This window comes from Pedobacter sp. ok626 (assembly GCF_900100435.1).
Classification (GTDB): Bacteria; Bacteroidota; Bacteroidia; order Sphingobacteriales; family Sphingobacteriaceae; genus Pedobacter.
In genome coordinates, this window is record NZ_FNEX01000025.1 from 26,331 (window position 1) to 39,088 (window position 12,758).

General features: G+C 39.6%; 12 protein-coding genes. 9 read left to right on the forward strand and 3 right to left on the reverse strand.

The genetic code is table 11. The features are described from left to right. Nucleotides 1-189: 189 nt before the first annotated feature. Nucleotides 190-1,053, reverse strand: coding sequence for a HEPN domain-containing protein (locus BLS35_RS25680; protein WP_090786953.1), 864 nt, complete (start codon nucleotides 1,051-1,053; stop codon nucleotides 190-192). A gap of 840 nt (nucleotides 1,054-1,893) precedes the next feature. On the opposite strand from BLS35_RS25680, the gene BLS35_RS25695 reads away from it, so the two are divergent. The 4 genes from BLS35_RS25695 to BLS35_RS25710 are packed head-to-tail and all read left to right on the forward strand — an operon-like array spanning nucleotide 1,894 to nucleotide 4,809. Next, on the forward strand, nucleotides 1,894-2,583 hold the full coding sequence (locus BLS35_RS25695) for an ATP-binding cassette domain-containing protein (RefSeq protein WP_090786962.1): 690 nt from the start codon (nucleotides 1,894-1,896) through the stop codon (nucleotides 2,581-2,583). 20 nt (nucleotides 2,584-2,603) lie between these two features. Then, complete coding sequence (locus tag BLS35_RS25700) at nucleotides 2,604-3,161, forward strand: GNAT family N-acetyltransferase (RefSeq protein WP_090786965.1); 558 nt, start codon at nucleotides 2,604-2,606, stop codon at nucleotides 3,159-3,161. A gap of 14 nt (nucleotides 3,162-3,175) precedes the next feature. Continuing rightward, a complete protein-coding gene (locus tag BLS35_RS25705; protein WP_090786968.1) occupies nucleotides 3,176-3,868 on the forward strand; it encodes an aspartyl/asparaginyl beta-hydroxylase domain-containing protein in 693 nt (230 codons plus the stop codon). Next, entirely contained in the window at nucleotides 3,865-4,809 is a 945-nt protein-coding gene (locus BLS35_RS25710) for a hypothetical protein (protein ID WP_090786971.1), read from the forward strand. Before BLS35_RS25705 ends, BLS35_RS25710 begins: the two co-directional genes overlap by 4 nt. Here BLS35_RS25710 and BLS35_RS25715 read toward each other — a convergent pair. Continuing rightward, nucleotides 4,789-5,136 (reverse strand): hypothetical protein, encoded by a 348-nt coding sequence (locus tag BLS35_RS25715; RefSeq protein ID WP_090786974.1) that lies wholly within the window; start codon nucleotides 5,134-5,136, stop codon nucleotides 4,789-4,791. The genes BLS35_RS25710 and BLS35_RS25715 overlap by 21 nt on opposite strands. A 245-nt stretch (nucleotides 5,137-5,381) precedes the next feature. On the opposite strand from BLS35_RS25715, the gene BLS35_RS25720 reads away from it, so the two are divergent. Next, a complete protein-coding gene (locus BLS35_RS25720; protein WP_090786977.1) occupies nucleotides 5,382-6,335 on the forward strand; it encodes a phytanoyl-CoA dioxygenase family protein in 954 nt (317 codons plus the stop codon). Next, nucleotides 6,335-6,859, forward strand: coding sequence for an adenylyl-sulfate kinase (gene cysC, locus BLS35_RS25725; RefSeq protein ID WP_090786980.1), 525 nt, complete (start codon nucleotides 6,335-6,337; stop codon nucleotides 6,857-6,859). Before BLS35_RS25720 ends, cysC begins: the two co-directional genes overlap by 1 nt. On the opposite strand, the gene BLS35_RS25730 is transcribed toward cysC, so the two are convergent. After that, a complete protein-coding gene (locus tag BLS35_RS25730; RefSeq protein WP_090786984.1) occupies nucleotides 6,803-7,786 on the reverse strand; it encodes a bifunctional UDP-sugar hydrolase/5'-nucleotidase in 984 nt (327 codons plus the stop codon). The two genes, cysC and BLS35_RS25730, sit on opposite strands and share 57 nt — an antisense overlap. 177 nt (nucleotides 7,787-7,963) lie before the next feature. On the opposite strand from BLS35_RS25730, the gene BLS35_RS25735 reads away from it, so the two are divergent. From BLS35_RS25735 to BLS35_RS27975, 3 genes are all read left to right on the forward strand, one after another. Next, a complete protein-coding gene (locus BLS35_RS25735) occupies nucleotides 7,964-8,944 on the forward strand; it encodes a methionyl-tRNA formyltransferase (RefSeq protein ID WP_090786988.1) in 981 nt (326 codons plus the stop codon). Between the two features lie 5 nt (nucleotides 8,945-8,949). Next, on the forward strand, nucleotides 8,950-9,507 hold the full coding sequence (locus BLS35_RS25740; RefSeq protein WP_175459634.1) for a phage tail protein: 558 nt from the start codon (nucleotides 8,950-8,952) through the stop codon (nucleotides 9,505-9,507). 27 nt (nucleotides 9,508-9,534) lie between these two features. Next, on the forward strand, nucleotides 9,535-12,758 hold a 3,224-nt coding region (locus BLS35_RS27975; protein WP_175459635.1), incomplete at its 3' end, for a beta strand repeat-containing protein.

Consider the following 12,758-nt stretch of genomic DNA (forward strand, 5'->3'; position numbering starts at 1 on the left):
GTTAGCCAACATCGGTATTGACGTCTTATTTTGAAGGTAATGAATAAGTTATAGCCTTTCTATTTGATATCGTATTTGTTACATATTCTCTACGTATCTGCTACGGTTTTTTTACGGGTTTAGCCGTAGGGAACCCGTAGAGGACCCGTATAGGAGCCGTAGAGAACCCGTATAGAATAAGGTAGCAGATTAGTTGAAAATCGTCGCTTGATTTGCTAATTGTACTATCTTCTCTTCGCACATCGCTTTTGCAAGTTTTACAAATTCTGAAACCTTATTATATAAACACCAAGAGTCATCTTCTGAAACCTTAAAGGTATCCTTGTACCTTGCCGCTGAGTAACTCTTAAGCAATACATCAAAAAGTCTTTCGTCATCAGGGCTGCCAGATAGGAACATTTTAATAGGGGCGTTGGAGAAGGAGCAACAGAGCCGTAAAAGACGCTGTAAATTATGTATCTCCGCACGATAGGCTAGATGAACCCTGATCAACGCAATACAGGTTTGTTCTACAACCTGGTGTAGCATAAATACACATACATTATGCTGTTCAGTAATGATACACTCATGAGCTCCGGTTAAGAAACCATCTGCTAGTATCAATCTGTGGTCGAAATGCTTTCTTGCTTTTACAGCAGACTCAGTTGGAATAAAACGACTGGAGAAATCGAAAGATGTCATCCCATCATGGCTATAAATCAATGTAGTGGAACTGCAAACGGTGATAAAAAAACGATTATTGGCCTTAATAGCTTCCTCAATGACCTCTTTCCCATGGCAGAGGATTGTTATTGCACCTTGTTTGTAATTCCCGTTTGTAAAATCCTGTACCTCATAGTCAATTCGGGTGTTGTTCTCAGTAACTAGCAACAAGCAATAGTTGCAATGAAAGGTAGCTGCTGTTTCTTTAAAACAGCCCTGATCAAACTGGGTGTAATTGTTTTTAGAAAAGCTAAAGATTTGAAGAGGCTTGAACTTTTGGACAAGCTGATTGATAAACGCTCTAAAGTAAATCGCATGATCTTCTGCCGGGGATAAAACTTGTAGTTCCATATATTGATCTCATTTAATTGGTTTACTAGTTAAATGAGTCTCAAAGTAGCAGAAACAATAAATGTGGAATCTGCCAACCATGGTTACCATTAAAGTTTCTGACGCCTTACGTTAACATGGATTTACAGCAGATCCCACATCTATCTCAATGCGCAAATATAGCACATCTACACATAGATATGGCATTACACTGCTGTCCTACGTTAACGGCGTCAGATTTTGTAACCGTAAGACTCTTAATAATATTCTGTTGATGTTTTATTTCATATGCCTAATTTAATAATTAAAATAACAAATCATAATATATTAATGTTTATATATTTATATTATTCATTTATTTAAATAAAAAGTTAATTTTATTTTCAACATAGAATAATTTGTTATAAATTTAGTCAGGAAGATAAGCTAAATAAAATCTCTGAAATTTTGAACTGCTCTATGAAGTTTTTTTTCCTGATCACCCATTACCAGATGGAATTTCAAAAAGGAAAAGAATTCCAACATAAATCATGCTTTTTAATTATCTATATTGTCATCATAATAATAGAATTCAAGCAGAATGCGTATACTATATGGTTTATGTTTTTTTTATCAAAAACTCATTATCCCTTCATTAGTTATTTCAATTGTACTGTCATTTCTTATGATGAAGGTTATTGATCTATACGTTGGTATTGGAATCTCATTTATTTTTTTGACTCCTGTTTTCCATTATCTCATCTATGAAATTAGGACCCCTAATGAGTACTATTTTTATTATAATTTAGGTCTTAGTAAAATTGTTTTATGGACAAACACCATAATTGTTAGCCTAATTGTTGGTTTATTATTTATCCTGTTATGATTGGATTACATGTTGACAGCGTTAGAAAACAGATTGGAGATAAGCAAATCCTCAACGATATTTTCATCTCTTGTCGACCAGGACAAATTATAGGCCTTTTAGGTAGAAATGGATCCGGAAAGTCTACATTATTAAAGATTATCTTCGGCTCATTGGCTGCAGACAATAAGTTTGTGGTAATTGATAATAGGAAATTAGATTCGTTATATGATAATAGGAGATTAATCCACTATTTACCCCAGGATAATTTTTTGCCCAATCATATTAAAATAAGAAATATAATCCATTGTTTTTGTAGTGCGGAAAATGCTGTAACGATAATGGAGAACGATTTAATTAGACCTTTTTTGCAAAAGAAAATTAAACAGTTATCGGGTGGTGAGAAAAGGATCTTGGAAATTTTGTTAATGGTGCATTCCGAGGCAAAATATCTATTATTTGATGAACCTTTTAACGGGGTTTCCCCATTATGCGTGGAAATCCTAAAAGACCTAATTAAGAAGCACTCAAAAGATAAAGGTTTTATCCTTACTGATCATGATTACGAAAATGTATTAGACATTTCTTCAACAGTTATTTTGATGGATAATGGAAATACCAAAGTAATTAAGGACTTTAACGAGTTAATAGCGTATGGATATTTACCGGCAACATCTGTGAAGCGTGATTTAGTGAAATTACCTTGATTTATTTAAATCTAAAAAATATGGATGAAATTATAACATTAACAACAGATCGTTTGATTGTTAGAGATCTAAATTATGAGGATCTAGATTTTATCCATGTAATTCACTCAAATCCTGAAGTTCAAAAGTACGCCACGCTTGATATACCTGAATCTATAAATGAATCAGAAGATTATCTTAGAAAGTATATTGAGCAGCAGAATTGTAATCCTAGAAAAGAATATGGTTTTTGCGTCTCATTAGTTAATAAAGAGCCAATCGGCTTGATAGGACTTAGTAATGGGTTGGATAAGTTTAAAAGTGCCGAAATGTGGTTTAAAATGCATCCCAAATACTGGGGAAGGGGGTACATTACAGAGGCTGCGCTGGTAGTCTTAAAATTTGGTTTTGAAAGATTGCACCTTCATAGAATTGAGGCAGGAGTAGCTACAGAAAATATCGCATCTATCAAGGTTCTTGAAAAAATAGGGATGCAGAAGGAAGGAATACGAAGAAAAATCCTACCAATAGGAGGAGAATGGAAAGATAATTTTCATTATGCAGTTTTAGAGGATGATCAAATAAAATTATTAGCTTAGAATTTAATAATCACATGGCCTCATCCCACATTAAGTTTTCTGTAACCTATAATGTCACGCAGCTTCATCAGGAGTTAAAGCACTGTTTGAAAATGGAATGGCCATTGCATTTCAACAATTTTGATTATCAGGGGGATTGGCGAAGTATTTCACTTCGCTCAGCAAGCGGCGCTGCGAATGACATTTATGCGCATTCGGGTGACATCGCTTACAGAGACACCCCTTTAATGGCTGAAACACCCTATATAAGCTCCATTGTTAATTCTTGGAAATGTGAAAAAGAATCTGTGCGGCTACTTGCACTTTCACCTGGAAGTATCATCAAGCCCCACAAAGATTTAGGATGCTCTTATACAGATGGAAATTTCAGAATCCATATTCCCATTCTTACCAATAAAGACGTCCTTTTCACCGTTGACGGTCACAATTTGTTTCTGGACGAAGGAGCGTGCTGGTATATTGATTTTAGCAATACGCACAGTATTAAAAACAATGGGACGACCAATAGGGTGCATTTAATTATGGACTGCATAAAAAACGACTGGACAGATCATCTTTTCAGAGACAATGGCTACCAGCCTGCAACCGAAGAGATTGAAAACGATTATGATGAGGCAACCAAAGCTATGATTATTGCTGAGCTGGAAAGAATGGACACTGATGTCGCTAGAGCACTTATTACTAAAATGAAAGGGCAATCGGAATGAATAATGCATCCACTTTAGCCAATTGGATTCCTTATCGTTTGGAACATACCCCACAAGCCTGGATGCTAAGCTGGCTAAACCTTGGTGAAAAAAGAATGATTGAACCTTTCTTTGATGAAACAATAACCATTTGCAGATCCAAACAAATCGGGCTATCTAATTTTTTGAGTTTTAGCGATACAAATCTTTTAACAGATGCGGCAGGAGTTATTCCTCACCTTAAGCCTACGGCAATTGTTTTTCACGTTTCACGCTGTGGCTCTACCTTATTAACCCAGGCATTTTCCCAGTCAGAAACATGCATTACCATTGCAGAAGCGCCCATCCTGGATGAAATTCTAAGATGTACGGAAAAGGATCCTAAGATCAGCAACTCAGCGCGCGAAGAATGGTTTAAAGCAGCGCTAAATCTAATGGGGCAAATCAGAACAGGCAAAGAATCTGCATACATTGTTAAGTTAGACAGCTGGCACATCCATTTCTATACATTGCTGCGCGAATGGTTCCCCGAGACTCCCTTTTTCTTTTTGACACGTTCTCCCGGTGAAATAATAGCCTCACATGCAAAAAGAAGAGGTATTCATACAGTACCTGGCCTGGTCAATCCCTTACTGTTAAAAACAGACACACTACCTCCTTTTGATGGTAATTTCAATAGTTTTACTTCCGAAGTGTTGAAGCAATATTACCTGGAATTACAGCTAATTTTAAATCTGAATTGTAGGTTTAATCAATTTTTTGACTACAGTGGGGGAGTGAAAGAAATGCTGGAAAGCTTTAGTTCATTTACAGGAATTGAACTAGGAGAAAAAATGTACGAACGCTTAAATTTTCATAGCAAATCACGCGAAGTTGCTTTCCATACCGAACCCAATTTGCCGGATCTTTCTACAAAAGCTAGCAATGACGCTTACCGGCAATTAAGGGAGATGCTGCTTTAAGCAAGTCCAATTAACCATATCAGGAAATGGTCGAACTTTAAGTCGCTCCGCATTTTCCTCATCGTAGGCCATTTCCTGATATTGAAGCATGGGCAATCCAATTGATATTCCTTTTTCAAAATTAGCGATCAGCTCTTGACTTCCGCCTTTATAACCGTGTTCATGGAAAACAACATGCGGTGGCACTTTCAAATAAACAGCAGCTGCATAACTCCAGGCCAGGGACATTAATTCTGCTCCCCGGTGCATATCTATATCTGGTAACTGCCCATCAAGACCACATCTGATGTGATGAGGCAGTGTAGCCAGATGCCCTGCTTCATGCAAAATGTCACCCGGATACAATACCTTGTCGGGATCGATGCTTAATCCACCATTTTCGATTTTTATTCCGGAAAAAAAACTGGTTCTTCATGAACGGCCAACTTTACTGTTAGCCCTATTTCCTGTATAAAACCAACAAAAAGAGATATTAGATTTTTATTTTCCTCTAAGATTAATGTAGCTTGCAATTTCTTTCTTTTTTTTAGAAAATTTACGCTAAATATAATCACAATTTTAATACGATTTGCATGACAGAATGTAGCTTTTTACCGGTCTTTTTTGAAACACATCAAAGCAGAAAATACAACAAGCCGGCACCTGAGTATGAAAATTTTGATTCTATAGAAAATATCTGGCTTAACTTTTATGAAATGGGCAAGTATGAGATCTATCATTTTTTGTATGCCGAATGCAAAGATCTCGATCACTTTAAGCAATGGCTTATCGCCCTAAAGGGTAGTGATTTTTTAATCAGGGCATCGGCTAATTTTCAGACCTGGTTTGTATCGAAAGATAATAAAGGACAAAACGATGGGATAACTCACACCATCCTTAGCGAAGAACAGCTTCTTTTCTGGGAAACGCAAGGCTACCTAAAAATAAGTGGGCTTGTTGAGGATTCTCTTTGTGATCAGGTGAAAGAATTAATCTGTTCACATATGGGCGTAGATTTAGACAATCCGGCTACATGGTATTACGAACGTCAGGATATGCAAGGACTCATGTTACAACTTTACCAAAGTAAAGAAATTGAGGCGATCAGGAAGCATCCCCATGTTTTTGAGTTATTTGCAGAACTTTATCAGACCAGAAATATTATAGCAAATACGGAGAAATTAGGTTTTAATCCTCCCGACACTGATTTTTGGCAGCTTAAACAAACAGCGCTCCATTGGGACATTGATTTGAACAAGCCTTTGGGCTACTATATTCAGGGTATGATCTACCTGGATGATGTGCCGGCAGATAGGGGAGCTTTTTCGCTAGTGCCTGGTATACACCTCCAATTTGAAGATTGGATAAAATCGTTCCGCAATCTGGAAGATGCACACATCGCAATGCGCGCTGTATTGCAAGCCCAGCCTATTGCAGGAGACAAGGGCGACATTATTTTATGGCGACATACCCTTCCACATGCTGCCAGCACCAATCGTTCACAACTGCCACGATTTGTTCAGTATTTAAGTTTTTCTAAACTTTAATGGGCTTAATCTTCCAATTTTGTGGCCTTTCCGGTGCAGGAAAAACAACGCTGGCCGAAGCGATTTTTAATGAATTGGAGGGAAGGTCTTACAAAGTGAAAGTAATTGATGGGGATGTTTACCGGCAAACGCTATGTAAAGATCTGGGCTTTAGCAGATCGGACCGGATAGAAAATGCAGCCAGGCTAGGCGCTTATGCGGAAACACTGCGTGAAGAATTTGATTTTATCCTCATTGCCATTATCAATCCTTACCAGGAAGGCCGGAAAATGCTTATGCTTAAGCATAATGCCAAACTGGTGTGGATAAAATGCAATATAGACATATTGATGGCCCGGGATACAAAAGGACTTTACAAAAAGGCGCTACTCCCGGATGGCCATCCAGATAAAATCTATAACCTGACTGGGCTTAATGATACTTTTGAGCCCCCGACTTCGGCCGACATGATCCTAAATACAGATTTATTAAACATTCATGAAAGTCTGCGCATTGCTATTGATTTTATGATTAGCTGTTGCTAGTTCACTTAAAATAGAATGTGCCTTCAAGCGGTTTTCTCTTAGCGACAAGCCAGCAATCATGTACTTATGGTGAAAATCATTATGCTGACCTTCTGAATTAAAACCAAATCTGCTTACACCAATAGCGATCCCATGATTCGCGGAATGACTAAGTACAACCTGTTTCTTTTCTGCATTTCGAAGTACCATGGCACCCTGTAAAATCCTTTCGTGCTGTCCACCTGCAATAAAATCAATGTTTTTCGATTGGCTGGCCAGCGCTTGGTTATTCAGTTGTTTAGCATCAAATCCCAGGTTAGAAAGACAGATCACCAGATCACACTTCTCCTGTCCCTTCAGAAATCCCGCCACTTTATTGGCCTCCTGATAAGGGTTGCGAAATGATACACCTGCAGTTTTAGTATTAGAACCTATGCCTGTGATGCCAATTTTATATTTACCACAATAAAAGATATGATATGGTTTTACAAAGGAGGCAAGTTTTTTATCGCTAAAGGTATAATTGCAGTTAAGGAGCGGGAAGTTCATTAGGCCTGTCAAATTAGCCAAATAAGATTGTCCATTGCTTAACTCCTGTATGCCTATTGTTACCGCATGGTAACCAATTGCATTCATTAGCCCGATGGTGTGCTCATGTTGAAGGATGGTTTCATTGGCAGCCATAAAATTCCCTGCATCCACAGTAATCCCAGAAATTTCCTGCTGGCTTATTAAACGTTTAACCGCTAATAGCCCTCCTAAACCATCAGATTTAGCTATTATTCTGCCAAGTAAGTCATTTGTTTGATAAACCATCAGCGTGTTTTGCGCCGCCAGGGTATTCACCTTTTTACTAAAATTTGCCAGCAGATCTAGTGGATTACCCAGCAAAGCGGTTCCCGCCAACAATGAGCCTGCTTTTAAAAATGCTCTTCGCTTATTACTCATAACATTCAATTTTATGAAGTAATTATAAGAAAAAAAAGGCAATAACGTTGACAAATAATTAATATTGCAATTAATCTGAAAAAATATTTGACAGCGTCTTTTTTTAGTTTACTTTTATGAAAGATTTACTTAGACAACCAATCTGGACACCAGTACAATATAAGTTATTAACTGCTCATGACTAACGAAGTTCTTTTAAGTCCAATGAAAGCAATTGTTTTCACCAACAGTTCATTATTTCTCAAAACCGCCAATTCCCTGGCGGGTCATGTGAAAATAGTTGGAATTGCGATTTCTGATCAGTTAAATTATGAAACTGAATTAACTATCGAATGGGCTGCCACACAGCAAATACCTTTGTTCATTGTCAACAAACAGGATCTGACCAAGGGGAATGAACTGGAAAACTGGATGGCAGACTTAACTGCAAATGTGGCATTGGTACTAACCTTCCCATATAAAATTCCTCAAAACATCTTAAACATCCCTCAACTCGGCTTTTTTAACTTCCACTTTAGCATGTTACCAGCATATAAAGGTGCTGCACCCTTGTTTTGGCAATTAAAAAATGGGGAACAGGGTGCCGGTCTTAGCGTTCATAAAATGACTGTGGTTGTGGATGAAGGACCGCTTGTCTTTAATCAATATCTATCCTTAATGGCAGGTGAAAATTATGGGATTGCTTACAGTAGGCTTACTCAACTGATAATGCAATCCATACCTGAAATCATAAACCGAATAAGCACAGGTCATTACATAGAAATTAATTCCGATCACCAGGAAAGCTATTTTGGAATTCCCAAAGTAAGTGACCTGACTATAAATTGGGAAAATCATAGTGCTGCTGAAATAGAAAATCTGGTAAATGCAGCAAACCCGCTCTATCAGGGAGCCATAACTTATCTGGGCACTGAATCAATCAGAATCCTTGAGGTGTCACCTGTAGATGGCGATTTTAATCCGGGTACTGCCACAGTGGGTAGTATATTTCATGTAGACCCGCATCATGGCCCCATGGTTTTAACTTCAAATAAACAGCTTTTGCTACTCAATATTGTGAGCACCAGCGATGGCATTTTTAGTGGAAAAAAAATTTATGCAATGGGACTAAAGGCGGGAGAACAGTTAGGAGAATCTAAATTAAACTTAAAAATATAAATATTATGGATGCATTTGTGGGAACAATTTTAGCGGTAGGATTCAATTATAGTCCAAGAGGATGGGCCCTTTGTCAAGGTCAGCTCATACCAATTCAACAAAATTCCGCGTTATTTGCACTTCTAGGTACCACATATGGTGGAGATGGTCAAACAACGTTTGGCTTACCAGATTTAAGGGGAAGGGTTGCTGTTGGAATGGGAACCGGTCCCGGCTTAGCTCCAGTTGTATTAGGAGAAAAAAGTGGTAACCAAAATATGGTGCTAAATCTGGGCCATTTACCTGCACACACCCATACGGTGACTTCAAAAATGAATGTAAGTAATGCGAATGGAACGCTGGTAGAACCTGCTGCCGGAAACTCTTTAGCTGCAATTAAAGACATTAATACCGACCCGGCAAAAGGATACTCAACCTCAGCGCCAAATGTGCAACTAAACGCTGGCACAATTACAAATACAGTAGACACTGTTGGAAGCAACAATCAATTTTCAATTCAGCAGCCTTACCTGGGTGTAAACTACATCATTGCTTTAGAAGGAATTTTTCCTTCACGAAATTAACATTTCAACCTTTTAAGGGCATCATCCATGAAAAAATCATCTGCTTTCCGTCTCATTCCAATCGTATTTTTTTTAGTTTTTTTTGCTTCATTAAATACTTTTGCACAGTTAACTCCCGGCGATATTGCCATTATTGGTTACAATGGAAACTCATCACCGGCCGAGTTAGCCATTGTTACGCTAGCAGTGATTCCCGCTAATCAAACTATCCAAATCACCGACAGAGGTTGGGATTCTACCAATGGCTTTTTAGTCAACCCCAATGCTGAAGGAACAATTACCTGGAGCACGGGTCCTGCGCCAATTCCTTCAGGTACAGTAATTAAAATTTCAATTACTCCAGGTGGGGCACCCACTGCTACAGGCTTCAGTACTTATGGCAGTGCCACTGCTGTCGGCTGGGGCACGCTGGTTACGGCTGGTGGCGGCGACAATTGGTTTATATATACAGGCATTGATGCTAGTCCCTCATTTATTTTCGGTTTTGCCAATTGGTTTACAAACAACCCTGGCGGTGGCGGCGGGGGAACGCCCTGGCAAACTTCAGGTGCGGTTAACTCTACCACCTCTTACCTGCCACCTGCTTTAGCCGGGAATTTCGCCATTGCCTTAACAGGAAATACCCTTCATGGCGACTATAACTATTATCATGGTATTATTATCGGCACCAAAGAACAAATATTGGCTGATTTGGCTGGAACTACAGATTGGGTACACGATGAATCAACACCAGCCATTTTGACGCCGGGTGGTACAAGCTTTCCGGGTACCAATCCTATCTTTACGCTACCTCCCTCGGTCACAAAAATCAGTTCGTCGACTGCGAATGGCACCTATACGGTAGGAGACATCATTTCAGTCCTTGTTACTTTCTCCGAAATCGTCAATGTTAGCGGTACACCTAAACTGAACTTAAATTCGGGAGCAAATGCAAGCGCAATTTATGTTTCCGGCACCGGCTCATCTACCCTCACTTTTAATTATACCATAGCTGCGGGAGAAAACTCCTCAGACCTGGATTATGCAGCTGTCAATTCACTGCTAATCCCGAACGGAGCAACCATTAAGAATTCTGCAATTATTGACGCTGATCTTACTCTTGCAGCTCCTGGGACTGCTGGGTCACTCGGTATCAATAAAAATATTGTCATTGATGGAATAGCGCCTACACTAGCCATCACCAGCGACAAATCGCAATTAAAATCGGCTGAAACGGCGAACATCACTTTTACTTTTAGTGAAGATCCGGGCTCAACTTTTACCTGGAACGGAACCACTGGTGATGTAGTAGTTACAGGTGGTACATTAGGCCCCATTTCTGGTGCCGGGCTAACCCGTACAGCTACATTTACGCCAACGGCGAATACCAATGGTGGAACGGTAAGCATTACCGTAGCTGCCGCTACTTATACCGATGCCGCTGGCAATAACGGCGGTGCAGGAACTACCCCCGCACTTACCTTCGATACCCAGATTCCAACATTAAGTACCGTTGCTATTGCCTCAAATAATGCTACTTCTACACTTGCCAAAGTTGGTAATACCGCTACGTTAACCTTTACTTCCAGCGAAACGGTACAAACACCTGTAGTTACCATTGCCGGCCATTCAGTAACCCCAACAGCCTCAGGAAATAACTGGACTGCAATTTATACTTTCATTGCTGGTGATGCAGACGGGCTGGTAACCTATAATATTGCTTATAGTGACCTGGCAGGTAATGCAGGTACAGCAGTGTCTATTGGTACAGGTGCAATTACTTTCGATAAAGTGGCACCAACATTACCCACGGTGAGCATTGCATCTAACAACAGCAATACCATAAAAGCTAAAACAGGAGATATCATAACTTTAAGTTTCACGTCAAATGAAGTGATTGCATCTCCTGTGGTAACAATTGCTACACATACAGTAACGGCCACAAATAACAGCGGAAACAACTGGACTGCCACTTATACTTTAACCAATACCGATGCAGAAGGGATTGTCCCTTTTAATATTGCTTTTGCAGATTTGGCAGGTAACACCGCAACCGGTACAACTGCTGTCACTAATGTTACTTTTGATAGAACTGTACCTGCCCTAAGCAGTGTGACTATTGCGGCCAACAATATTGCACCAGCAAAAGCCAAAACAAGCGATGTTGTTACTTTGAATTTCACGGCTTCAGAACCACTTTTAATCCCGGTAGTAAGCATTGCAGGACACCCCGTTACGCCCAGCAATACAGGCGGCAACGACTGGACCGCAAGCTACACTATGATCGGAGCAGATACAGAAGGGATCATCCCTTTTAACATTGCATTTACGGACCTTGTAGGAAATGCAGGTTTAGCTGTATCAGGAACAACCAACAGCAGCACTGTAACATTTGATAAAACTGCCCCGGCAGTACCAACTGGACTCGCAGCTGCCGCAGGTGTAGCACAAAATGTAATTACCTGGAATGCAAATTCGGAGCCTGATTTTAGCAGCTACATACTTTATGGAGGAACAGCGTCAAATCTTACGATCCCAATACAAACTCTTCCTGCCGGTACCCTGACTTATACCCATACCGGTTTAATCAATGGAACTACTTATTATTACGAAATTCTTGCCGTAGATCAGACCGGAAACCAAAGTGCTAAATCGGCCAATGTTACAGCAACACCTAAAGCCAGCCAAACCATCACCTTTAATTCTCTTGCATCCGCTGCTTATGGTGATCCTTCATTTAATCTGACCGCATCCAGCAGTTCCGGACTTCCTTTAACTTATACTTCCTCAAACCCTTTGGTGGCCACAGTAAGTGGAAATACCATTACTATTATTGCAGCTGGAACAACATCTATTTCAGCTTCGCAACCTGGAAATTCGATTTATTACCCTGCAACTTCTGTAAGTCAGAACCTTGTTGTCAATAAAAAAAGTATTACAGTGACAGCCGCAGCCGGACAAAATAAAATTTATGGCACCAATGATCCTACATTCGCCTATACCATCACCAGCGGAGGATCATTAGTTCCCGGCGATTCATTTATCGGCGCTTTAACTAGGGCAATCGGAGAAAACATCGGTACGACTTATGCTATAAGCCAGGGTGATTTAGATGCTGGTATAAATTACACCATCAGTTATGTACCTGCAAACTTTGCCATTACAGCTAAAGCGATAACAGTAACCGCAGATGCGGGACAGAATAAGGTGTACGGTACTAACGATCCGACATTCGCTTATACCATTACCAGTGGCGGGCCATTAAAATCTGG

Coding starts and splice junctions, on each gene's coding strand:
- BLS35_RS25735 (WP_090786988.1), top strand. CDS start 7,964: ATGACTAACGAAGTTCTTTTAAGTCCAATGAAAGCAATTGTTTTCACC.
- BLS35_RS25705 (WP_090786968.1), top strand. CDS start 3,176: ATGGCCTCATCCCACATTAAGTTTTCTGTAACCTATAATGTCACGCAG.
- BLS35_RS25710 (WP_090786971.1), top strand. CDS start 3,865: ATGAATAATGCATCCACTTTAGCCAATTGGATTCCTTATCGTTTGGAA.
- BLS35_RS25680 (WP_090786953.1), bottom strand. CDS start 1,053: ATGGAACTACAAGTTTTATCCCCGGCAGAAGATCATGCGATTTACTTT.
- BLS35_RS25730 (WP_090786984.1), bottom strand. CDS start 7,786: ATGAGTAATAAGCGAAGAGCATTTTTAAAAGCAGGCTCATTGTTGGCG.
- BLS35_RS25700 (WP_090786965.1), top strand. CDS start 2,604: ATGGATGAAATTATAACATTAACAACAGATCGTTTGATTGTTAGAGAT.
- BLS35_RS25740 (WP_175459634.1), top strand. CDS start 8,950: ATGGATGCATTTGTGGGAACAATTTTAGCGGTAGGATTCAATTATAGT.
- cysC (WP_090786980.1), top strand. CDS start 6,335: ATGGGCTTAATCTTCCAATTTTGTGGCCTTTCCGGTGCAGGAAAAACA.
- BLS35_RS25695 (WP_090786962.1), top strand. CDS start 1,894: ATGATTGGATTACATGTTGACAGCGTTAGAAAACAGATTGGAGATAAG.
- BLS35_RS25720 (WP_090786977.1), top strand. CDS start 5,382: ATGACAGAATGTAGCTTTTTACCGGTCTTTTTTGAAACACATCAAAGC.